This is a genomic window from Pantoea sp. AG702 (genome assembly GCF_003182295.1).
GTDB classification, from domain to species: Bacteria; Pseudomonadota; Gammaproteobacteria; order Enterobacterales; family Enterobacteriaceae; genus Pantoea; species Pantoea ananatis.
On the sequence record NZ_QGTU01000003.1, the window covers coordinates 371,119 to 391,777 of the forward strand.

21 protein-coding genes are annotated in these 20,659 nt (G+C 53.9%); 7 read left to right on the top strand and 14 right to left on the bottom strand.

Going from position 1 to position 20,659, the window contains the following annotated elements; translation table 11 throughout:
• Positions 1-188: 188 nt before the first annotated feature.
• Positions 189-2,339 carry an ornithine decarboxylase gene (locus DFO57_RS11295; protein WP_014605104.1) on the top strand — a complete coding sequence of 717 codons (2,151 nt, stop codon included), beginning with the start codon at positions 189-191 and terminating at the stop codon, positions 2,337-2,339.
• 973 nt (positions 2,340-3,312) lie between these two features.
• Here DFO57_RS11295 and mltC read toward each other — a convergent pair.
• From mltC to DFO57_RS11330, 5 genes are all read right to left on the bottom strand, one after another.
• Positions 3,313-4,392, bottom strand: coding sequence for a membrane-bound lytic murein transglycosylase MltC (gene mltC / locus DFO57_RS11310; protein ID WP_013027108.1), 1,080 nt, complete (start codon positions 4,390-4,392; stop codon positions 3,313-3,315).
• Positions 4,393-4,445: 53 nt separating this feature from the next.
• The gene (locus DFO57_RS11315; protein WP_013027107.1) at positions 4,446-4,718 is read right to left on the bottom strand and encodes an oxidative damage protection protein; all 273 of its coding nucleotides are present in this window, start codon (positions 4,716-4,718) and stop codon (positions 4,446-4,448) included.
• Positions 4,718-5,803 (bottom strand): A/G-specific adenine glycosylase, encoded by a 1,086-nt coding sequence (gene mutY, locus DFO57_RS11320; protein ID WP_014605105.1) that lies wholly within the window; start codon positions 5,801-5,803, stop codon positions 4,718-4,720. The genes DFO57_RS11315 and mutY overlap by 1 nt, the downstream gene beginning before the upstream one ends.
• Before the next feature lie 234 nt (positions 5,804-6,037).
• Positions 6,038-7,450, bottom strand: a complete 1,413-nt coding sequence (gene melB, locus DFO57_RS11325; protein WP_014594523.1) for a melibiose:sodium transporter MelB — start codon at positions 7,448-7,450, stop codon at positions 6,038-6,040.
• 84 nt (positions 7,451-7,534) lie between these two features.
• A complete protein-coding gene (locus DFO57_RS11330) occupies positions 7,535-8,890 on the bottom strand; it encodes an alpha-glucosidase/alpha-galactosidase (protein ID WP_029570629.1) in 1,356 nt (451 codons plus the stop codon).
• A gap of 265 nt (positions 8,891-9,155) precedes the next feature.
• On the opposite strand from DFO57_RS11330, the gene melR reads away from it, so the two are divergent.
• The 4 genes from melR to DFO57_RS11350 all read left to right on the top strand — a co-directional run bounded on the left by melR (position 9,156) and on the right by DFO57_RS11350 (position 12,091).
• The gene (gene melR, locus DFO57_RS11335) at positions 9,156-10,088 is read left to right on the top strand and encodes a transcriptional regulator MelR (protein WP_029569116.1); all 933 of its coding nucleotides are present in this window, start codon (positions 9,156-9,158) and stop codon (positions 10,086-10,088) included.
• Positions 10,089-10,286: 198 nt separating this feature from the next.
• Complete coding sequence (trmB, locus tag DFO57_RS11340; protein ID WP_013027102.1) at positions 10,287-11,006, top strand: tRNA (guanosine(46)-N7)-methyltransferase TrmB; 720 nt, start codon at positions 10,287-10,289, stop codon at positions 11,004-11,006.
• Positions 11,006-11,332: a YggL family protein gene (locus DFO57_RS11345; RefSeq protein WP_013027101.1), complete on the top strand. Its 327-nt coding sequence runs from the start codon at positions 11,006-11,008 to the stop codon at positions 11,330-11,332. The genes trmB and DFO57_RS11345 overlap by 1 nt, the downstream gene beginning before the upstream one ends.
• Before the next feature lie 42 nt (positions 11,333-11,374).
• Entirely contained in the window at positions 11,375-12,091 is a 717-nt protein-coding gene (locus DFO57_RS11350; RefSeq protein ID WP_014605108.1) for a DUF2884 domain-containing protein, read from the top strand.
• 128 nt (positions 12,092-12,219) lie between these two features.
• Here the strand turns inward: DFO57_RS11350 and DFO57_RS11355 are convergent, their stop codons facing one another.
• Genes DFO57_RS11355 through DFO57_RS11365 form a run of 3 tightly spaced genes read right to left on the bottom strand, consistent with a single transcriptional unit; the run spans position 12,220 to position 14,397 of the window.
• Entirely contained in the window at positions 12,220-13,596 is a 1,377-nt protein-coding gene (locus DFO57_RS11355) for a PTS ascorbate transporter subunit IIC (protein ID WP_013027099.1), read from the bottom strand.
• 44 nt (positions 13,597-13,640) lie between these two features.
• Positions 13,641-13,910, bottom strand: coding sequence for a PTS sugar transporter subunit IIB (locus DFO57_RS11360; RefSeq protein WP_013027097.1), 270 nt, complete (start codon positions 13,908-13,910; stop codon positions 13,641-13,643).
• A 25-nt stretch (positions 13,911-13,935) separates the two neighbouring features.
• Positions 13,936-14,397 (bottom strand): PTS sugar transporter subunit IIA, encoded by a 462-nt coding sequence (locus tag DFO57_RS11365; protein ID WP_105077283.1) that lies wholly within the window; start codon positions 14,395-14,397, stop codon positions 13,936-13,938.
• 466 nt (positions 14,398-14,863) lie between these two features.
• On the opposite strand from DFO57_RS11365, the gene DFO57_RS11370 reads away from it, so the two are divergent.
• Positions 14,864-15,598 carry a GntR family transcriptional regulator gene (locus DFO57_RS11370; RefSeq protein ID WP_015699576.1) on the top strand — a complete coding sequence of 245 codons (735 nt, stop codon included), beginning with the start codon at positions 14,864-14,866 and terminating at the stop codon, positions 15,596-15,598.
• 52 nt (positions 15,599-15,650) lie between these two features.
• Here DFO57_RS11370 and hemW read toward each other — a convergent pair whose 3' ends face one another.
• Genes hemW through DFO57_RS11390 form a run of 4 tightly spaced genes read right to left on the bottom strand, consistent with a single transcriptional unit; the run spans position 15,651 to position 18,672 of the window.
• Positions 15,651-16,790: a radical SAM family heme chaperone HemW gene (gene hemW / locus DFO57_RS11375; RefSeq protein WP_110015352.1), complete on the bottom strand. Its 1,140-nt coding sequence runs from the start codon at positions 16,788-16,790 to the stop codon at positions 15,651-15,653.
• The gene (locus DFO57_RS11380) at positions 16,783-17,376 is read right to left on the bottom strand and encodes an XTP/dITP diphosphatase (protein ID WP_110015353.1); all 594 of its coding nucleotides are present in this window, start codon (positions 17,374-17,376) and stop codon (positions 16,783-16,785) included. The genes hemW and DFO57_RS11380 overlap by 8 nt, the downstream gene beginning before the upstream one ends.
• A 21-nt stretch (positions 17,377-17,397) precedes the next feature.
• Positions 17,398-17,952 carry a YggT family protein gene (locus DFO57_RS11385; RefSeq protein WP_014594515.1) on the bottom strand — a complete coding sequence of 185 codons (555 nt, stop codon included), beginning with the start codon at positions 17,950-17,952 and terminating at the stop codon, positions 17,398-17,400.
• Between the two features lie 12 nt (positions 17,953-17,964).
• Positions 17,965-18,672, bottom strand: a complete 708-nt coding sequence (locus DFO57_RS11390) for a YggS family pyridoxal phosphate-dependent enzyme (RefSeq protein WP_110015354.1) — start codon at positions 18,670-18,672, stop codon at positions 17,965-17,967.
• A 15-nt stretch (positions 18,673-18,687) separates the two neighbouring features.
• Here DFO57_RS11390 and DFO57_RS11395 point away from each other — a divergent pair, with 15 nt between their 5' ends.
• Positions 18,688-19,683 (top strand): type IV pilus twitching motility protein PilT, encoded by a 996-nt coding sequence (locus DFO57_RS11395; RefSeq protein WP_014605113.1) that lies wholly within the window; start codon positions 18,688-18,690, stop codon positions 19,681-19,683.
• Here DFO57_RS11395 and ruvX read toward each other — a convergent pair.
• Both ruvX and DFO57_RS11405 read right to left on the bottom strand, forming a co-directional pair.
• A complete protein-coding gene (ruvX, locus tag DFO57_RS11400) occupies positions 19,680-20,096 on the bottom strand; it encodes a Holliday junction resolvase RuvX (RefSeq protein ID WP_013027089.1) in 417 nt (138 codons plus the stop codon). The genes DFO57_RS11395 and ruvX overlap by 4 nt on opposite strands.
• Positions 20,096-20,659, bottom strand: coding sequence for a YqgE/AlgH family protein (locus DFO57_RS11405; RefSeq protein WP_019104764.1), 564 nt, complete (start codon positions 20,657-20,659; stop codon positions 20,096-20,098). Before DFO57_RS11405 ends, ruvX begins: the two co-directional genes overlap by 1 nt.

Consider the following 20,659-nt stretch of genomic DNA (forward strand, 5'->3'; position numbering starts at 1 on the left):
CGTCATGTCAGTTACACACACATCGTTCACTATGCGGTGAGGCCAACCGGGCCGCTGCTGTTGGACATGAGTAAGGACTACTCTTTACTGATGTCTATCGGTTTATCGCGTCAGACATTATTCGCCGGGGAAATTTCCCCATTGCCGTGCCTCAGGCACCCACTCCCTGACTGTTAGGGATTTGTGTTATGACACCACTGAAAATTGCTGCCAGCGCTGCTGTTGCGCCTAACCTGACCCTGAATACTGCGCGCGACGTGGTCACGCTGGATAATACTGATTTTACCGATGTGGCGGCTGTTGTCGTCTCGCTGGCTGATACGCGCAGTGGCGTGCTGGCGTTGTTACGCCACACGGGTTTTAATTTACCGGTGTTCGTTGCTAATGCCTTTGAAGAAGAGGTGATGCACCTGCCCGGCGTGACCGGCGAACTGAATGGCGAGCCGCAGGACTGGGTAGCGCTGGAAGCGGCGGCTCAGGCTTATGAAGCCGCGCTGCTGCCCCCGTTTTTTGAAACGCTGACCCGCTATGTTGATATGCAGAACAGCACCTTTGCCTGTCCTGGCCATCAGGGCGGCGCATTTTTCAAAAAGCACCCAGCGGGTAAGCAATTTTTTGATTTCTATGGCGAGAACGTTTTTCGTTCGGACATGTGTAACGCTGACGTCAAGCTGGGCGACCTGCTGATTCACGAGGGGTCGGCTAAGCATGCGCAAAAGTTTGCCGCCAAAGTGTTTAACGCGGATAAAACCTACTTTGTGTTAAATGGCACGTCAAGCGCGAACAAAGTGGTCACCAATGCGTTGCTGACGCGCGGTGATTTAGTGCTTTTTGACCGCAATAATCACAAGTCCAACCATCATGGTGCGCTGATTCAGGCGGGCGCGACGCCGGTTTACCTTGAAGCGGCCCGTAATCCGTTTGGCTTCATCGGCGGCATTGATGCGCACTGTTTCGATGATGGCTACCTGCGCGAACAGATCAAGAAAGTGGCGCCTGAAAGGGCTAACGAGGCGCGTCCCTTCCGGCTGGCGATTATCCAGTTGGGCACCTACGACGGCACGGTATACAACGCGCGGCAGGTGGTGGATCGCATTGGGCATCTGTGTGACTACATTCTGTTTGACTCGGCCTGGCTGGGCTATGAGCAGTTTATTCCGCTGATGGAAGGCTGTTCTCCACTGACGCTGGAGTTGAACGAAAACGATCCCGGCATTTTTGTTACCCAGTCAGTGCACAAGCAGCTGGCGGGCTTTTCGCAGACCTCGCAGATCCACAAGAAAGATAACCATATTCGTGGGCAAAAGCGTTTCTGCCCGCATAAGCGCCTGAATAACGCGTTCATGCTGCACGCTTCAACCAGCCCGTTCTATCCGCTGTTTGCCGCGCTGGATATTAACGCCAAAATGCATCAGGGCGAGGCGGGGCGCCGCATGTGGGATGAGTGCGTGATGCTGGGGATCGAGGCACGTAAAGCGATCTTTGATCGTTGTGACATGATCCTGCCTTTCGTGCCGGAAAGGGTAAACGGCCAGCGCTGGCAGGATGCACCAACGGAAGCGATCGCTCGCGATCTGCAGTATTTCAGCTTTGAACCCAACGCTAAATGGCACGGTTTCGCCGGATACGATCGCGATCAGTACCGTGTCGATCCCTGCAAGCTGTTGCTGACCACCCCAGGCATTGACGCAGCCAGCGGTGAATATGCTGAGTTTGGCATCCCGGCGACCATTCTGGCGAATTACCTGCGTGAAAACGGCATCGTGCCGGAAAAATGCGATCTCAATTCTATTCTGTTCCTGCTGACTCCAGCCGAAAGTCCGGAAAAAATGGCGATGCTGGTGGCGATGCTGGCGCAGTTCGAGCAGCATGTAAAAGACGATACGCTGCTGGCCGAAGTGTTGCCGACGCTGTACCGCAAAAACGCTAAACGCTATGCGGGTTATACCTTGCGCCGTCTGTGTCAGGAGATGCACGACCTGTACGTAAGCTATAACGTAAAAGACCTGCAGCGCATGATGTTCCGCGAGCAGGGGCTGCCGCAGGTTAAGGTGAACCCACAGGATGCGCATCAGGCTTACATTCGTGGCGAAGTCGAACTGGTACCTATTGCAACGGCAGAAGGTCGCATCGCGGCGGAAGGCGCTCTGCCTTATCCACCGGGCGTCCTTTGTGTGGTTCCGGGCGAAACATGGGGCGGGGCGGTACAGCGCTATTTTCTGGCACTGGAAGCGGGCATCAATCAACTGCCCGGTTTTTCGCCGGAGCTGCAAGGGGTTTACACCGAGGAAGGCGCTGACGGACGTAAGTATCTGGTAGCGAATATGATGGTGGGTTGAAGGGGCTGTCGCCTGGATAGCTCATAGATCTTAACTGTTAGCGCTGAGAAGGTATCGGTTTGTGCCTGTGGTTGGGCGTTTCGCGAAGCTTTCAGTTAATGACTCCGAGAAAGTTTCGCTCGCCAGGCGGCAGGGAGTTTCAGTTTGCCCCTGCGGGCGACCGACAAGGGGCCGCCAGCCGCCGCGGCCCCTTGACCCCGGGCTCCCGTCCTGCCCACCCGCCGCTGCGCGGTCCCTTCGCTGCTTCAGGATTTCTGCCGGACCGCCAGGACGCGCCATCCCTGGCGCGGCCCGGCTCTCGCCGACGTCCTGTCGGCTCATCCGGAAATCCCTCATCCGCTCAGCGGTCGGGAAGGCCGCCCAAAACCCCCGCTTCGATATCTGTAGTAAAACAAACCGCGTTGCCGCTTCAGATGCAGGAAAAGCCTTCTGGCTCATTACGGTTCATCTGTTTCTGTTTCTTCAGGCTTTCCAGTCTTCAGTTCTGATCGCACATGTTAACAACAGGCGAAGCCAGTCTTCCGGGAAAACATTCGATCTTACAGGCGTGGGTTTTCAGGAGGCATCCGGAGCGCTGAGGAAAGAATGGAGGCCAGGGCGGAGCGGCAGGGATGCCGCGCAGAGGACGGCTGCGCCAGGGAAGGCGCATCCGGCCGGCCCGTCAGGCCGCAGTGAGTGACGAAGGAACAGCGACGGCTGCCGGGCGCCGGGATTGTTAAGGGGCTGGCGTAAGCCCCTTAACACGTCCGCCTGCACGGGCAGGCTGAAACTGCCCATCGCCTGGCGGGCGGAACCCTCTCAGTGCCAGAGGACAGAACCCCATCGCCTGGCGGGCGGAACCCTCTCAGAGCCAGAGGACAGAACCCCATCGCCTGGCGGCCGGAACCTTTTAGAGCCAGAAAAGAACCCCAGCGCCTTGCGCGCAAAAACCTCTCTGCACCAGCAATCCCCCGCCAGGGGAAACCCTTCGCCATCAATACCGATGGTAGCTCCGCTGCGCCGAGCTCACCTTATACAAATAACGCCGCGATTCCGCAGACGGATGCTGTTTAGACAGCGTCTGATAAACCTGACTGGGTGACATGCCGTTAATGATAGTGACCGCACGATCCTTATCGCTGGAGAACACGCGCAGCACGCTGCCTGCACCGCCGTTATAGGCGGTAATGACGGCATAGCGACGCGACAGCGGATCCTGAATGCCTGCCAGATAGCTGCGCTGCAGCAATGACAGGTAAGCCGTACCGGCATCAATGTTGTTCTCGGGATCCAGCAGGTAGCTGCGGCTTGGTTTGCCCCATTTACCCTTCATACGGAATACATCGACGCCCGCAGTATGCTGTACCACCTGCATTAAACCCAGTGCGTCAGAATGGCTGACGGCGTAGGGGTTAAAACTGGATTCGGTCTGCATAATCGCGAGGATCAGAGACGCATCAACACCATATTGCTCAGCAGCCTTGCGCACCATCGGCAGATATTTATGCGCACGCTTATCAAGATGGTTAGGCACCATCGGGATGGTAACCGAGTAGATTACATGCAGGCCGGAATTACGACGCTGCAATTTATTCGCAATTAAATAGTCCGCAAAGGCCTGAGCGCGGCCCTGCCAGCGGATAGCTTGTCCGGTGTTGTCCAGCACCTGTCCGTAAAGCAGCGGTTCTTTACTGATTTGGATATCGTTGACATCAGAATAAAGATCGACATTGCCCGGATCGTCGCCGATCAGCAAGGTGGTCACGATCGCCTGACGCAGGCTGGCAGCGGGATCGGTACCGGAAATGGTCTCAATCGTGATGTTACCGCTTTCAAAGTTGATATGACTGCGGGTGTAATAGTTGTCGGTGTATTTGACGTAGTCTTTTGGTCCGGCAATCAGAACCTCATTGATACCCCAGATGTTCTCAATGTTATGGGCGAACTGCCCCATCAGGATGTCAAATCCGTTGGTGTCCTTCACCCACTCTTCTGAATAGGTCGGGTTCTTTTTGCCGGAACAGGAAACTAAAAGGGGTGCAATCACCAGCAGGGCTATCAGCTTTTTATTCATCTAAAATACGTGCCTGACCTGGAAAACGGCCCCAGTACTGAGGCCAAAAAAAGTTATGCTTCGGGTGGCGTATAGCCTTCAATGTGAACGTCTTTGCCTTCGAACAGGAAGTTAATCATTTCCTTTTCCAGCACTTTGCGATCTTCGGGGTTCATCATGTTGAGCTTTTTCTCGTTGATCAGCATCGTCTGCTTAGCCATCCATTGCTGCCAGGCTTCTTTCGAGATTTCATTGTAAATGCGTTTTCCCAGATCGCCAGGGTAGAGTTGGAAATCTTGCCCTTCAGCATCACGTTGTAAAAAAGTACAAAAAATAGTGCGGCTCATTATTCTTCCTCGTTAATCTCACAGCTGCCTAAAGGCAACTGCTGGGGATGGCGCAGTTCGTGCAAAAGACGCTCTACAGGTGCGGCTAATCCCACAGGCGGCGGCAGCGTTAAGTTATACCAGAGACCGCCAGCTTCATCCATTAATGCCCCGGCAGAAGGCCATGACAGCCACATTGGGACAATATCCAGATGGAAATGGCTAAAGGTATGACGAAATGCCGTAAGCTGCTGGGGTTTGGCGTGAATGCCGCGCGCATGCAGCCAGTCGGTCATCGCCTCTTCACTGGTGAATTGCGGGAAGCAAAATAAACCGCCCCACAGGCCCACCGGCGGGCGCTGCTCAAGCCAGACCTTGTCGCCATGTTGCATCATCAAAAACCAACCGCTGCGTTCCGGCAACGTCTGCTTCGGCTTTTTACCCGGATAGCTGGCCCAGCTGTTGTTAGCCCTTGCTTCGCATCCGCTGTTGAGCGGGCAGATGTCGCATTTTGGTCTGGATCGCGTGCACACCATGGCACCCAGATCCATCATCGCCTGGTTAAACTGGCTGACGCCTTGAGCAGGCGTGACCTCTTCGCTGATTTGCCAGAGCCGCTTTTCCACATCCTTCTTACCCGGCCAGCCGCCTACCGCGTAGCAACGCGCTAAAACCCGTTTAACGTTGCCATCGAGAATAGGGAAATGAAGACCCAGCGACAGAGATAAAATCGCGCCAGCGGTGGATCGGCCAACGCCGGGTAAAGCGGCGACCTCATCATAGTGGCGGGGAAACTCACCGCCATGAAGGTCCACTACCTGTTTTGCCGCTTTATGCAGGTTGCGCGCACGGGCGTAATAGCCCAGACCGGTCCAGAGATGCAGCACCTCATCCAGGGGCGCGGCGGCCAGATCGCTGACGTCAGGAAACCGCGCCATGAAGCGCTCAAAATAGGGGATAACCGTGGCAACCTGAGTTTGCTGCAACATGACTTCGGACAGCCACACCTTGTAGGGTGTTTTTTCCAACTGCCACGGCAGGGTTTTGCGGCCAAAGCGCTGATACCAGTCCAGCACCTGTTGCGCGAACTGCGGGGCTTGCATCATAAAAAGGATATTTCCGTGATTACGCGATATTCGGGCAGGAATTCCAGCATAAGCGCCAGTGAGAGTAAACCGGAAGATTGAAAAGGCCTGTTTCATACCGGCCTGTCTGTCCCGTGCGGCAGCGTCGTGCCGGGCCTGACAATATCAGGAGCTGCCGGGAGACATTAGCAGGCCAGACGATGTGAATCCGGCCCGCGACATCTTTCACAGAAGCCCGCAAAAGGCTTTTACTGGTCAGACGTTGATCTTGTCTTGCATCCTGAGCGGGAGGGTTTCTGGCTCTTGCGGTTTACGGTATTTATCGAGCAGATGGATCTGGATTTTCCGCAGCATATCGCCGTTCAGCTTATAGAAGCGGAAATAGAGCAGTAGCGTCAGCATAAAAAACACAGCCGGCAGCGCAATCATAATAAATTGCATGCCTACAAGGGTTTCCTGCGACTGTACGATATTGGGCATATAGCCAATCATGCCCAGCACCACGGCGATAAAGAAAGCGGCAAAGGCGGAGCCGCCTTTCACCACCATCGTCTGCACTGAATAGGCGATGCTCTCGCAGCGCACGTGCAGCTTGTATTCGCCGTAATCAACGGTGTCCGCCACCATAATGACCTGGAGCACCCAGAAAAGCGCGGTACCGGTGTTTAACAGGATGCCGGCCACCACAATCAGCAGCGTTGAGTGATAGCCTGCCAGTGCCATAGCGAACAGCACGCCACAGCTCAGTATCGGCAGCGCGGACGCGCCCGCCCACAGAATGCGGCGCGACAGGATGTTTACCAGTTTCGGGAACAGGATTAACGTGACGAGGTTTGCCGCGCCTGCATAAGAGAGGTAGTAGGGAAACAGCCCGGCATCGCCGATGACGTAGGTGAAATAGTAAATGGCAAAGCCGGTAATGATGTTAGCCGCGATGTTGTAAGCCAGCGCCATTCCCAGCAGGCAGGAAAGCTGATCGTTACGGTAAATGAGGGCAACAATGGCTTTTAGCCCCAGGCGGTCACTGCCTGAGGTTTCGTCGCGGGTGGACGAATAGACTTCATGCACGTTTCGCAGCGTGACTAACATGGAGACGATAAAAAAGGCGATTAACACCAGGGTAAACATCTGGAAGCCTAAGCCACGATTGTCGCCGCCAACATAACTGACAAAGGGCAGGGCCAGGCCTGCGGTAACGAACCCGGCAAGGCTGGCGAAAAAGCGTGGCCAGGGAACCAGCTGTTCACGTTCGCGCTTGTCCAGCGTGATGGTAGGCACCAGCGACCAGAACGGAATATCCATAATGGTGTAGGTCATGCCCCACAAGATATACGTCACACAGACATAAATAACCTGCGTGGTGCCTTCAAACAGATGGGCGCTAAACAACAGGAACAGCACCAGCGAGTTTGCCAGCGTGCCTGCAAAAATCCAGGGTTTGAATTTCCCCCAGCGCGATCGCGTGGCATTTACGATCCAGCCCATGATCGGATCGTTTATTGCGTCCCAGATCCTGGCCACTAAAAACAGCGTACCGACGAGGCCAACCGACAAACCCACCACGTCGGTGTAGTAATACATCAGGTACATATAAACAATGCCAATAGCAAAATCTTTCCCAAATGCGCCGAATCCATAGCTGAGTTTTGTCGTTATTGAAATGCTCATCGGGTACCGGGACGCTGTTGCCAGCGCCCGCCTTCTGTTAAGGAATAGAGCCGCAGCCGGACAGCACGCCCGGAGACACAGGCATTATTTGTGCAGCCAGGCGGGCAGCCAGTCCCCGTGTTCGGCGATCAGCTCATCCACCAGCGCATAAATCTCCTCGATGCCCAGCACCGCCGCCGTATGGGGATCCAGCATGGCCGCGTGGTAAACCCGCTCAGGGTTCTCGGTCAGGATGGCTTCGGTCAGCAGTGTCTGCACGTTGATATTGGTTTGCATCATGGCTGCCAGATGTGAGGGCAGGGTTCCCACCTTCGTAGGCTGAATCCCGTTGGCGTCCACCAGGCAGGCGACCTCAACACAGCATCCCTGCGGCAGGTTGTCGATTAATGCATCGTTACGCACGTTGCCGTAAATCACGGCCGGTTCACCTGTCCAGATGGCATTCATAATGGCGCTGGCATATTCGCGCGAGGGTTTGCTTTCAATACGCTCAGCGCGCTTGTAATGTTCAAGCTCGGTACGCCAGTTATCCAGCTGCTCGACGCAGCGTTTGGGATACTCATCCAGCGGGATCTGGTAGCGCGCAATCAGATCCTCTCGTCCCGGCTTGATAAACCAGGGCGTATATTCTGCAAAATGTTCTGAAGACTCGGTGACGAAATAGCCCAGTTTTTTGAACATCTCATAGCGCACAATGTTGGGACAGCGCGTATTGCCATGCATGTTGGGTTTCGGTACCTGCCCGGCGTCAAAAGCGGCAAGCAGTTCCGGGTAGAGATTCACGTAAGCCCCGTCTGCAGTTTTACGCTCCAGCTCCAGGTAAAAGGCCATGTGGTTGATGCCGGCAGAGCGGTAACGTAAATCGGCCGGGTTAAGATTGAGATCGTAAGCCAGCTCTTCCGCCGTTCCCTGAACGGAATGGCACAGGCCAACCTGTTTGATATGCGGATAACGCGCGTACATCGCCCAGGTGTTCATCGCCATGGGGTTAACGTAATTAAGCATGGTGGCATCAGGACATACTGCCGTCATGTCTTCACAAATCTGCCAGAGGTGCGGGATGGTGCGCAGCGCACGCATGATGCCGCCCGGGCCAAGCGTGTCGGCGATGGTCTGCTCAAGACCGTAACGCTTACACACCGCAAAATCAGTGAGGGTACAGGGTTCATAGCCGCCTATCTGAAACGCGACCACAACAAAATCGGCATCCGCTAATGCCGCTTTCTGGTCGGTGTGGCAGGTGATTCTTCCGGCCGCCCCAGCCGAACTCATCAGCTTACTGACCACGGTAAAGGACTCTTCAAGCCGGGTCGCATCAATATCCATCAACGCGATATGGGCGGATTTCAGCGCATCGCGGTGAAAGACATCGCCAAGGATATTTTTGACGAAAATAGTGGAACCCGCGCCAATAAAGGTAATTTTGGGTGCAGACATCAGGACGCTCCATTGCAAGGTTGGATAACGCCAGAATGTCACGCCATTCATCGAGAAACTTCCGCCTTACGGAACGAGCATTCCCACAAACTCAGATCTGATGCTGGCGGCGAGCAGATCTGAGTTTTCGGGACAAATTTGCACGGAAAGAAGAGTATCTGGTGTGCTAACAGGCGAAAACGCCATGCTGACCGCGCATTTCTCGCCTCTGAGACTGGCCTGAGCCGTTCAGATATGGCAGGGTTCTGATAATTCAGGAGAGGGAATGATGATTATGCAGCCTGTCGTACCACTTCCGCCCGACCCGCATATGTGCAGCAGCGATGAAAAGCAGACCCGCAGCCCGCTGTCGCTCTATTCTGAATATCAGCGCATGGATATCGAACTGCGTCCGCCGCTGGCCATGACCACCAGCCACTGGCACGGTCAGGTTGAGGTGAATGTGCCCTTTGACGGTGACGTGGAGTACCTCATTAATAACGAGGTCGTTCAGATCAAGCAGGGTTACATCACCCTGTTTTGGGCCTGTACGCCACATCAACTCACCCGTCCCGGACGCTGCCAGAACATGGCTATTCTGAACCTGCCGATGCATCTGTTTTTGTCCTGGCCGCTCGACAGGGAGTTAATCAATCATGTCACCCACGGCATGGTGATTAAATCTGTGGCGAAGCAGCAGCTCAGCGCGTTTGAAGTGCAGCGCTGGCAGCAGGAGCTGAACAGTCCCGACGAACAGATTCGCCAGCTTGCCGTTGATGAAATTGGTCTGATGCTTAAGCGCTTTAGTTTGTCGGGATGGCAGCCGGTGCTGGTGAACAAAACGTCGCGCACGCACAAGAACAGCGTTTCGCGCCATGCTCAGTTTTATGTCAGCCAGATGCTGGAGTTTATCGCAGATAACTACGATCAGGCTTTAACCATCAATGACGTGGCCGAACACGTTAAACTCAATGCGAATTATGCGATGGGCATTTTTCAGCGCGTGATGCAGCTGACGCTAAAACAGTACATCACGGCCATGCGGATCAATCATGTCAGGGCGCTCCTGAGCGATACCGATATCACCGTTCTGGATGTAGCGCTGACGGCCGGTTTCCGCTCCAGCAGCCGTTTTTACAGCACGTTTGCCAGGTATGTTGGCATGTCTCCTCAGCAGTACCGCAAGCTGAGCCAGCAGCGGCGGCAGACAATGTCTTTATAAGTTTCCGATAGCGTTGGCCGTCTTTGCCTGCAGGCTGGCATCATAACAAGGAAATTTTTGCGGTTTACTCTACACTCAGGCAGGAAATTGCGCTTCAGGGCACGCAGGAATAAAGCAGAACGTGGCAAAGGCTTGCTTCTGCTTTTGAACTTTGCATAATGCCCGTTTCCCAGAACAGGCAAACCAGCAGGCTTCAACATGATTAATGATGTCATCACCCCGGAATTTGATGAGAATGGACGCCCGTTGCGTCGGATTCGCAGTTTTGTGCGCCGCCAAGGCCGCTTAACCAAAGGCCAGCAGTTGGCGCTGGATAACTACTGGCCAGAGATGGGTGTTGAATATCAGCCTGATCCCGTAGATTTGCCCGCGCTGTTTGGCCGCGAAGCCCCGGTAACGCTGGAGATCGGCTTTGGCATGGGGGCCTCGCTGGTGACCATGGCGCAAAACACTCCCCACCAAAACTTCCTGGGAATTGAAGTGCACGCGCCAGGCGTAGGTGCCTGCCTGGCCTCGGCGAAAGAAGCCGACGTCAGCAATCTGCGCGTGATGTGCCATGATGCGGTTGAAGTGCTGGAAAAGATGATCCCTGATAACTCACTGCGCATGGTTCAGCTGTTCTTTCCCGACCCGTGGCACAAAGCCCGTCACAATAAACGCCGTATCGTGCAGGTGCCTTTCGCCGAGTTGGTGATGCGTAAGCTCAAGCTGGGTGGCGTATTCCATATGGCAACCGACTGGGAAGCTTATGCAGAACATATGCTTGAGGTCATGAGCAGCATCGCAGGTTATCGTAACCTGTCTGAAGACAGCACCTATGTGCCGCGTCCTGAAACGCGTCCATTGACAAAATTTGAGCAGCGCGGGCAGCGTTTAGGCCATGGCGTATGGGATTTAATGTTTGAGAGGGTGAAATAATGGCCACACAACGCAGCCGCCGTTTACGTAAAAAATTACATATCGATGAATTCCAGGAACTGGGCTTTTCCGTGGCCTGGCGTTTTCCTGAAGGCACGTCTGAAAGTGACATCGATGAAACCCTGAACCAGTTCATCAACGAAGCGATCGATCCTAATGGTCTGGCTTACGATGGCAGCGGTTATCTGGCGTGGGAAGGGCTGATTTGCCTGCAGCAAACCGGTAAATGCACCGATGAGCATCGTGAACTCGTGCGCAAGTGGCTGGAAGACCGCAAGCTGCAGGATGTGAAAGTTACCGAACTCTTTGACGTCTGGTGGGACTAAGTTACCAGCAGTGTCGCTTTCACACCCAGACAGGGAGATTGTATGATTCGTAACGCGCTGGTCGCCGGCCTTTTACTGGCGGCAACGCAGGCCCAGGCTGCCTGGGAGTGCAGTGTCAAACCGCAGGATGATGTTGTGATTACGCCACAAAGCGTGCAGGTGGTGGGCGCAAATGGCAATCTGCAGATATCGACGCTGGGGGATGTGCAGTTCAACGGTCAGAAGATGGCCCTGAACGCCGCTAACCGTCAGAAGGCGATTGATTATCAAAATGCCTTACGCCGCGATCTTCCCTGGATCGATAACGGAGCAACATCCCGTCTGGAGAAAGGGCGTGCCGCGCTGGATAACATCATTACTCAGCAGGTTGGCGAATCCAGCCGGTTACATAGCCGACTGGCTACGCTGAATACGCAGTTAAAAACCCAGATGAACCGTATTATTGAGCATCGCAGCGATGGTTTAACCTTCCATCATCAGGCGATCGATCAGGTGCGTGCCGATGGTCAACAGCTGGTTAATCAGGCGATGGGCGGTATTCTGCAGGACAGCATCAATGAGATGGGCAGCAAGGCGATGTCCAACGGTGGCGGTAGCGGTTTGCAGGGCTTGATGGGCAATCTTGGCGGCCTGCAAAACGCCATTCAGAGCGAGTGGAACAATCAGGAAGCCGATTTCCAGCAGTTTGGCAAAGCGGTTTGTAACCGGGTGATTACGCTTGAGAATGACCGTAAAGCCCTGGTCGGTTCGCTGAAATAGTGCTTTTCAGACGGCCTGCGCCGCCTGGTCGTCTGCCTTTCATCCTGAACGTCACGCCGCCACGGCTGGCGTTTTTCTGCTTTAGCACGTTGTTGAAAAAAGGGGCTGGAGTCAGCCCCTGATGCCTGTCAATCGTTATTGGCCTCTTTGACGACCGTTTTGCTACGGGCGACATAGTTATAGATAACCAGCAGGGCAAAAATTCCAGTGATCACCATGGTAATGGTCCCTTTATCAAGGAATCTGGCCATATTCCCCAACAGAATCCCCGTGACGCCGAAGTCGGTGTCTGAGAAGGTGGTATTCGTCAGGCCGATGGCGCCCAGGACAGGCAATAAGGCGACCGGGAGGAAGGTAATCAGAATACCGTGGGCAAAGGCACCTAACATGGCCCCGCGTTTCCCGCCGGTAGCATTACCAAAAACGCCTGCGGTTGCGCCGCAGAAAAAGTGCGGTACCACGCCAGGCAGAATTAATATCCAGTGCAGCTGCCCCAGAATAAACAGCCCGACCAGGCCGCCGATAAAGCTGGAAATAAAACCGACCAGAACGGCGTTAGGCGCATAGGGGAATACAATAGGGCAGTCGAGTGCCGGACGCGCGCTTGGCACCAACTTCTCTGAAAACCCGGTAAACGCCGGCACAATTTCGGCCAGAATCAAACGCACGCCCTGGAGGATAATAAAAACACCGGCAGCGAAGGTAATGGCCTGCACAAAGGAGTACACCAGATAGTTTTGCCCGTGGCTGAACTGACTCTCCACGTATTCTCTGCCTGCCGAAATGGACAAAATAAAATAGATGACCATCATCGTCAGGGAAATAGAGATGGTGCTGTCACGCAAAAAACTCAGGTTTTTTGGCATGTTCATCTCTTCGGTGGATTTAGAACCTTTGCCCACCAGAGAACCTATCCAGCCCGACAGGACATAGCCAACCGTACCGGTGTGCGCCAGCGCGACCTGATCGTGCCCAATGATTTTACGCATGTAGGGCTGTGCCAGTGCCGGGAAAAAGGCCATTAACATGCCCAGCGTCAGCGAGCCAGTATAGATAAGCTGCACGCCCTCGAAACCCGCCACCGAGAGAATAATCGCGATCATGCAGGCCATATAAAAAGTGACATGACCAGAGAGGTAGATATATTTCAGACGCGTAAAGCGGGCGACGGTAATATTGGCCACCATGCCGAAGGCCATAATCAGCGTCGTGGGCGCACCATACTTCGCCAGGGCGATGGAAACCATAGCCTCGTTATTGGGAATAATGCCCTGGACGTTGAACGCGTGTTTGAAAATATCCCCCAGCGGCGTCAGCGATCCCACTAACACAGTGGCACCGCCTGCCAGTACTAAAAAACCCAGGATGGTTTTTACCGTACCCTTTATCACATCCGGCAGCGGTTTACGTTGCGCTATCAGACCGAACATGGCGACCAGCCCGACCAGAATAGAGGGGACTTTCAGCACGTCGACAACTACCAGTAAAAGGTTTTGTATAAACATAATAACCTCAGCGGTAAGTGTTCTTTTTTAAGTGGGTGACAGGGTTATTTATTGAAGTAGTCGCGAATTTTCTGCTCAACTTCCTTCAGGTCGATAATGTTATTGATAATGATGACTTTTTCCGGTGGCAGGTTAGCGCTGTAGGCGATGTCTTTTGCCATCACGAACACATCCGCTACGTCTGGCGTGACCGAACCGAGATCGGCGTGTTCAACGTCTGCCGTCATATCCATCGCTTTAAGCACTTTTTTGATGTTCATTTCCATCATGAAGCTGCTTCCCAGGCCTGAACCACAAACTGCCATAATTTTCATAAAAACCTCTTTTAATTTTAACGAGTTAAAGGGATATGCTGTCTGCTAACAACAGGGCACAGAGTGCGTGTTGGCTTTGTGCCTGATAAACGCGTTCCATCACGTCGTCATCGGTAAGCACCTCAGCCAGCTGGGAGATCATCTCAATGTGGCTGTTGCTGTCAGGGGCGGAGAACATAAAAAGGATATCGACAGGATCATTCTCTCCTGCATCAAAGGTGACCGGGTTAGCCAGCTTGACTACGGATAATCCCAACTTTTTGGCACCCTGCTCAGGGCGGGCATGCGGCATGGCAATGCGCGGCGCAATAACGAAGTAGGGACCGGTTTCCTGTTTGAGGCGGATGATGGTGTCAATGTAATCCTGTGAAATCGCCCCCTCATTAAGAAGAGGATCGCCCGCGACCTGAATCGCGGCTTTCCAGTCGGATACGCGCTCAATATATTGAATTTTTTCAGCATTCAGCCATTGGGTCAGATTCGGCATACAATGTCCTGGATAAAAGGTTAGGCAAAAAAGTCAGCCAGCTGGCTTCCAGAATTCATCAAGCTGTACAGTCATCTTTCTCTGTTTATCCCTGCGGCCTTGTCTTTTTTATTTCATCTGACAAAACCACTCACGACAGAGGAATAAACGAAAATGACATTAACTTACTCTAAAACAAGATATTAATTTAAGTTGCACTCGTCAGTTCTGACAAATTGCTGTTGCAAAAACCGGCTTGTACGTATAGACATGTTTAAGCTGTCTAGTCATCTTGATGATGCACCTCGACCTGTACAGATACAATATGCAAGAATCATTTCTGGCGGGGCGCGTGGGGTTTGAGTGCAAAATCGTTAGCTGGATCACATCTGGATCTTTGCTCACGGGCACGTCGTGACGAAAACCGGGCCTGCAGGGTTTGCTGTAGGGCACCGCAGGCACGGGCACACTATTCGGGAATATGCTGATGTTCGATGGCATTACAGAGAAGCAAAAAGAGGTAGTCGACTATATCCTGACAAAGATCATGCAGGATGGACTGCTGCCGGGCGATAAGCTGGACACGGAAATCGCGATTGCTAAGAACATTGGTATTACCCGGGCGACGGTGCGGGAAGCCACCCGCATTCTTATTGAGCAACAGCGTATTTATCGGGTGAAAGGCTCCGGGCTGTTCGTGGGGTCCATCGGCAAGAGTAATCACTCAGGCCGGTTTCATGCGCTTTCCCCGTTTGATTATCAGGCACACAAAAAAGGGCATAAAGCGGTCAGAAAGGTGCTGACTGCCAGCATCATTAAAGTGCCCGGGCCGGATATGGCGCAGGCTTTACGCATCAAGAACAGTGACCAGATTTACAAAATTGTTCGTCTGATGTGTTTTGATGACATCCCCGTTGCGCTGGAATATATCCACCTGCCTGTCAGCCTGTTTAGCAGCATGGAGTTTGGACGACTGGAGATCTCAAAATATTCGTACATTGAACAGATCACCGGCAAGAAAATTCAGCGTCGCGATCAGCAACTGAATGCCATCAATGTTACCGATGGTGAGCAGCTCAGACTATTGAATTTTAATGCGAATGAGGCGGCGCTGGAGATCAACGAAACCGTCTATCTGGATGATGGCATGCCCTGTGAGGTCAACATCGCCATTATTAATACGAAGCTGTTACAACTGAGACAGAATACCGAACGCGGTTGATGTTCGCGCAAACGGCCCGGTCGCTTTAGTGATGCTTCCGGGCCAGAATGCACTAGGCTTCCGCTAAAAACAGCTCCAGCAACGAGTTCAGAAACAGTTTCCCTTTCTCTGTAATCTGCCAGTGTTCCGGCGATTCAGTGATGTAACCTGCGGCAATGGCCTCGTCGAGCTGTGGGCGAATCAGCGTTTCATGCAGCCCGGTATAGCGGCTAAAGTCTGCACGCGGCGCGGCCTCCAGCAGACGAAAACGGTTCATGAAGAACTCAAAAGGCTTATCCTCGTCTGCAACGTCGTACTGCTTATCAAGATAATTGCCCTTCATAAAGCCACGCGGATGGCGCACTTTTACGGTACGGACAATACGGCCATCTGGCTGAGTCAATTTGCCATGCGCACCACAACCAATGCCCAGATAATCGCCAAAGCGCCAGTAGTTCAGGTTGTGCTCACAGCGGTAGCCCGGTTTAGCATAGGCCGAGGTTTCGTATTGCTCATAACCTGCCGCAGTCAGCAACTGGTGGCCCTGCTCAAAAATATCCCATAGCGCATCATCATCCGGCAGGGTTGGCGGGCGAGAGCCAAACAGCGTATTGGGCTCAATCGTCAGCTGATACCAGGAGAGATGCGGCGGGTTGAGCGCAATCGCCTGGCGCAAATCATCCAGCGCCTCGGCCAGCGACTGATCGGGCAGGCCGTGCATCAGGTCAAGGTTGAAGCTGCGCAGCCCTAAACCCTGTGTCAGTGCTGCGGCACGCTTCGCTTCTTCCGGTCCGTGGATACGGCCCAGACGTTCCAGTTTCTGCGGGCTGAAGCTCTGGACACCAATCGAGATTCGGTTAATACCGGCGCGTTGATAGGCGCTGAAGCGATCCGCTTCCACCGTGCCCGGATTGGCTTCCATCGTGACTTCAGCATCGGCTGTCAGCGTCAGCCGCTCGCGTACGCCATCCATCAACATCTGCATGGCGCTGCTGCTTAACAGGCTTGGCGTCCCGCCGCCAATAAAGATCGTGCGAACCTCACGACCCTGAATCAGCGGCAGGTCGTGTTCAAGATCGCGCAGCAGGTGCTGCACATACTCAACGTGCGGCACCTCATCCTTTAATGCGTGAGAATTAAAATCGCAGTAGGGGCATTTCTGTACACACCAGGGAATGTGGATGTACAAACTCAGAGGCGGTAAATCAGGCATTACGCATCGCTTCCAGTAACAGCGTCAATGCTTTACCACGATGAGAGACTTTTCCTTTCTCTGCCTTAGCCAGTTCGGCTGCAGTTTTACCCAGTGCCGGAACCCAGAACACAGGATCGTAACCAAAGCCACCTTCACCGGATGCCGTTCGGGTAATTTCCCCTTCCCAGGCACCGTGGAAGACCAGCGGCGTTGGGTCGGCAGCATGACGTAGATAAACCAGCACGCAGTGAAACTGCGCCTGACGTTGTCCGTCAGGCGTGTTTTCCAGAGCCTGAAGCAGCTTTTCCAGATTCTGCTGGTCGCTGGCGTCTTCACCAGCATAGCGGGCTGAGTAAATCCCGGGCGCGCCACCCAGCGCATTCACGGCCAGGCCAGAGTCATCTGCGATAGCCGGCAGGCCGGTCACCTGCGCGGCATGGCGCGCTTTCAGGATGGCATTTTCAATAAAGGTCAGGCCGGTTTCCTCGGCGGATTCCACGCCAAGTTCGGTTTGCGCCACGACATCCAGACCAAAGTCAGCGAGCAGATCCGCCAGCTCACGTACTTTGCCGGGATTGCCGGTGGCAAGAACAACTTTTTGCATAACAGTTCCAGTTTGATTCATTTACAGCAAATACCAGAGACCCGGGAACAGATCCATGCCAAGGAAATTCAGGGCATACAGCACCAGAATCACGATCATGGCTGAGAAGTCGATGCCGCCCATGGCAGGAAGAATACGACGAATCGGCGCCATTAACGGCTCGGTCAACTGAATCAGCACATAGTCCATCGGGCCGCGGCCCTGACTGATCCAGCTCATCAGGGAGCGAATGATAATGACCCAGAACACCAGATAACCTGCAGATTTCAACAGCGACAGCAGGCCAACCAGCAAATTCGTGGGATCGACAGAGAACACGCCGACCTGAATCAGCAGCAGAAGGGGATATTTAAGCGTTGTCAGCACAAAGGCCAACAGCAGGGAGGCCGTATCAATCGGACCCAGAGCCGGAAGGATACGACGCAGGGGTTTTACAATCGGCTGAGTAATCTTCACGACAAACTGCGCAAGCGGGTTATAAAAATCACAACGTGACCACTGCATCCAGATGCGCAGCAGCAGCACCATGACGTAGAGATCGATTAGCGTTTTTACTAAAAACGTCATTGTTAACATGAAGTTCCTCAATTATTGTTGTGAAGGTTGTGTGTAATCTCGCGCGCCAAAAATGGCGGTGCCAATGCGCACCATCGTACTGCCAGCGGCAATTGCCGCCTCCATGTCATCGCTCATCCCAAGGGAAAGCGTATCAACGTCGCTATGCTGCTGTTTAAGCTGGTCAAAAGCATCAGCCATTTGCTGGCATACCGCCAGCTGTCGCTGATAATCTTCTTCGGGTGCCGGAATCGCCATCAGCCCGCGCAAACGCAAACGCGGCATTGTCAGGATGTCCTGAGCCAGTCCGGCAACCGCCTCCAGCATGATGCCAGATTTGCTGTTTTCATCACTGATATTTACCTGGATTAAGACATTGAGCGGCGGCAGATGTTCAGGCCGCTGATCGTTAAGACGCTGTGCGATCTTCTGACGATCGACCGTATGACACCAGGCAAAGTGTTCAGCGACCAGGCGGCTTTTATTGGACTGCAGCGGGCCAATGAAGTGCCAGGTCAAGGCAGGATGTGAGGTCAGTGACTGAATCTTTTCAACCCCTTCCTGAACGTAATTCTCACCAAAATCGATCTGTCCCGCCGCTGCGGCTTCTTCGACCGCGCTCGCAGGCTTTGTTTTGCTCACTGCAAGTAGCGTAATTTCTTCTGGCGACCGGCCGCAACGGGTTGCAGCAGCAGCGATTCGCTGACGGACTTGCTGTAAGTTGTGCTGGATTGAAGTCATAGTCTGGAGATCAAAATGGATTTGGATGAATTAGTGGAGCTTAGTGTAAAGCATAACGCCGCCGATCTGCACCTTTGTAACGGACATTCGCCGTACTGGCGCCGTCAGGGCGGGCTTGAAACGCTGCCCGGCCAGCCCATCCTGCCATCCGACTGGATGGCGCGATTTACCTCGTCATGGCTGGACAGCGAACAGCAGCAGGTGCTGAAGCGAGAAGGGCAGTTGGATTTCGCCTTAACACTGGTTAACGGGCAGCGCCTGCGCGCGAACCTGTTTATGCAGCGCAACGGGCTGTCTCTGGCGCTGCGTATTATTGCCAGCCGCTGTCCTTCGCTTGCGGATTTACGCCTTCCGCAGGTCGTGCCCACCTTGCTGAACAAACAGGACGGGCTGATTTTGATTACCGGCGCGACCGGTAGCGGTAAATCCACCACGCTCGCCGCCATGGTCGATGCCATCAACCGGCAGCAGGCCCGTCATATTCTCACGCTGGAAGATCCCATTGAGTTTATTCATCACAGCCAGCAGTCCCTGATTCAACAGCGCGAAGTGGGGCTGCATTGCCGCTCGTTTAGTCTGGGCCTGAAAGCGGCCTTACGCGAAGATCCCGATGTGATTATGCTGGGAGAATTACGCGACAGCGATACCATTCGCCAGGCATTAACCGCGGCAGAAACCGGACATCTGGTGCTGGCGACGTTGCATACGCGCGGCGCAGTCCAGGCGGTGGATCGGCTGGTGGATGTGTTCCCTGCAGATGAAAAGGCGCTGATACGCACCCAGCTGGCGGGCAGTCTGAAAGCCGTTATTGCGCAGCAGCTGGTTTCAGCCACAGATGAGACACGCGTGGGGCTGTTTGAGGTGCTGATTGCCACCAGCGCGGTGGTCAATCTGATTCGGGAAGGCAAAATGCATCAGATTCCCGCTATTTTGCAAACCGGCGCGCAGGCCGGAATGCAAACCTTTGAGCAGAGTCGGTTAGCCCGTCAGGCCGAAGGGGTGATTCATTAATGGGTTTCAAACCAGTCCTGCAGGATAATCGCCGCTGACTGGGAATCGACTGAACCTTTATTCAGGGCACGATAGCCACCCCGTTCAAACAAACCAGCGCGCGCTTCAACGGTGCTGAGGCGCTCATCCTGTAGCTCAACGCGAATACCAAAACGGCCATGCAGGCGATTCGCAAACTTACGGGCGCGGGCTGTTAAAGGCTGCTCGGTGCCGTCCATGTTCAGTGGCAAACCCACCACAACAAAGTCGGGCTGCCACTCTTTAAGCAGCTTTTCAATTTGCAGCCAGTCTGGCGTCCCGTCCTGCGCCTTAATCGCGCTTAACGGGCGGGCGCTGCCCGTCAGCTGCTGACCAACCGCAACGCCGATGCTTTTGGTGCCGAAGTCAAAACCTAACAACGTTTGTGTATTCATCAGGCGTGACCTGCATCGCTGGCCATGTTGTGAATATCAATGCCCATACTGCGCGCGGCTTCACGCCAGCGCTCGGCGATGGGCGTCTGGAACAAAATATTACTGTTAGCCGGTGTGGTCAGCCAGGCGTTCTCCATCAGCTCATTTTCAAGCTGGTCTTTTTCCCAGGCACAATAACCCAGCGCGACCAGCACATGATCGGGCTGTGAGGCTGTACCGATCGCTTCCAGCACGTCACGTGAGGTGGTAATCACGGTGTTGTCTGACACCCGAATGCTGGAAGTAAAGGTGCGCTGTGCCGAGTGCAGGATAAAGCCCCGATCTTCCGCCAGCGGACCACCGCTGAACACCGGCTTATCAAGATTGATAGCCGGATCGCGGTTATCTTCTGCGATCTTGAGCTTTTTCAGAATGCCTTCAACCGTCAGGTTTTCCATCGGCTTATTGATAATCAGCCCCATTGCCCCTTCTTCGTTGTGCTCACAAACGTAGACGACAGAACGTTTAAAAAAGGGATCTTGCAACGATGGCATGGCAATTAAAAAGTGATGCTGTAAATTCAT

What these genes read in the sequence shown, in the direction of transcription:
- DFO57_RS11295 (WP_014605104.1), top strand. Translation starts at nt 189, where the DNA reads ATGACACCACTGAAAATTGCTGCCAGCGCTGCTGTTGCGCCTAACCTG.
- mltC (WP_013027108.1), bottom strand. Translation starts at nt 4,392, where the DNA reads ATGAATAAAAAGCTGATAGCCCTGCTGGTGATTGCACCCCTTTTAGTT.
- DFO57_RS11365 (WP_105077283.1), bottom strand. Translation starts at nt 14,397, where the DNA reads ATGCCGAATCTGACCCAATGGCTGAATGCTGAAAAAATTCAATATATT.
- ruvX (WP_013027089.1), bottom strand. Translation starts at nt 20,096, where the DNA reads ATGAATACACAAACGTTGTTAGGTTTTGACTTCGGCACCAAAAGCATC.
- DFO57_RS11360 (WP_013027097.1), bottom strand. Translation starts at nt 13,910, where the DNA reads ATGAAAATTATGGCAGTTTGTGGTTCAGGCCTGGGAAGCAGCTTCATG.
- melB (WP_014594523.1), bottom strand. Translation starts at nt 7,450, where the DNA reads ATGAGCATTTCAATAACGACAAAACTCAGCTATGGATTCGGCGCATTT.
- DFO57_RS11345 (WP_013027101.1), top strand. Translation starts at nt 11,006, where the DNA reads ATGGCCACACAACGCAGCCGCCGTTTACGTAAAAAATTACATATCGAT.
- DFO57_RS11370 (WP_015699576.1), top strand. Translation starts at nt 14,864, where the DNA reads ATGTTCGATGGCATTACAGAGAAGCAAAAAGAGGTAGTCGACTATATC.
- trmB (WP_013027102.1), top strand. Translation starts at nt 10,287, where the DNA reads ATGATTAATGATGTCATCACCCCGGAATTTGATGAGAATGGACGCCCG.
- DFO57_RS11350 (WP_014605108.1), top strand. Translation starts at nt 11,375, where the DNA reads ATGATTCGTAACGCGCTGGTCGCCGGCCTTTTACTGGCGGCAACGCAG.
- DFO57_RS11390 (WP_110015354.1), bottom strand. Translation starts at nt 18,672, where the DNA reads ATGACTTCAATCCAGCACAACTTACAGCAAGTCCGTCAGCGAATCGCT.
- DFO57_RS11405 (WP_019104764.1), bottom strand. Translation starts at nt 20,659, where the DNA reads ATGAATTTACAGCATCACTTTTTAATTGCCATGCCATCGTTGCAAGAT.
- DFO57_RS11385 (WP_014594515.1), bottom strand. Translation starts at nt 17,952, where the DNA reads ATGTTAACAATGACGTTTTTAGTAAAAACGCTAATCGATCTCTACGTC.
- mutY (WP_014605105.1), bottom strand. Translation starts at nt 5,803, where the DNA reads ATGATGCAAGCCCCGCAGTTCGCGCAACAGGTGCTGGACTGGTATCAG.
- DFO57_RS11380 (WP_110015353.1), bottom strand. Translation starts at nt 17,376, where the DNA reads ATGCAAAAAGTTGTTCTTGCCACCGGCAATCCCGGCAAAGTACGTGAG.
- hemW (WP_110015352.1), bottom strand. Translation starts at nt 16,790, where the DNA reads ATGCCTGATTTACCGCCTCTGAGTTTGTACATCCACATTCCCTGGTGT.
- melR (WP_029569116.1), top strand. Translation starts at nt 9,156, where the DNA reads ATGATTATGCAGCCTGTCGTACCACTTCCGCCCGACCCGCATATGTGC.
- DFO57_RS11355 (WP_013027099.1), bottom strand. Translation starts at nt 13,596, where the DNA reads ATGTTTATACAAAACCTTTTACTGGTAGTTGTCGACGTGCTGAAAGTC.
- DFO57_RS11315 (WP_013027107.1), bottom strand. Translation starts at nt 4,718, where the DNA reads ATGAGCCGCACTATTTTTTGTACTTTTTTACAACGTGATGCTGAAGGG.
- DFO57_RS11395 (WP_014605113.1), top strand. Translation starts at nt 18,688, where the DNA reads ATGGATTTGGATGAATTAGTGGAGCTTAGTGTAAAGCATAACGCCGCC.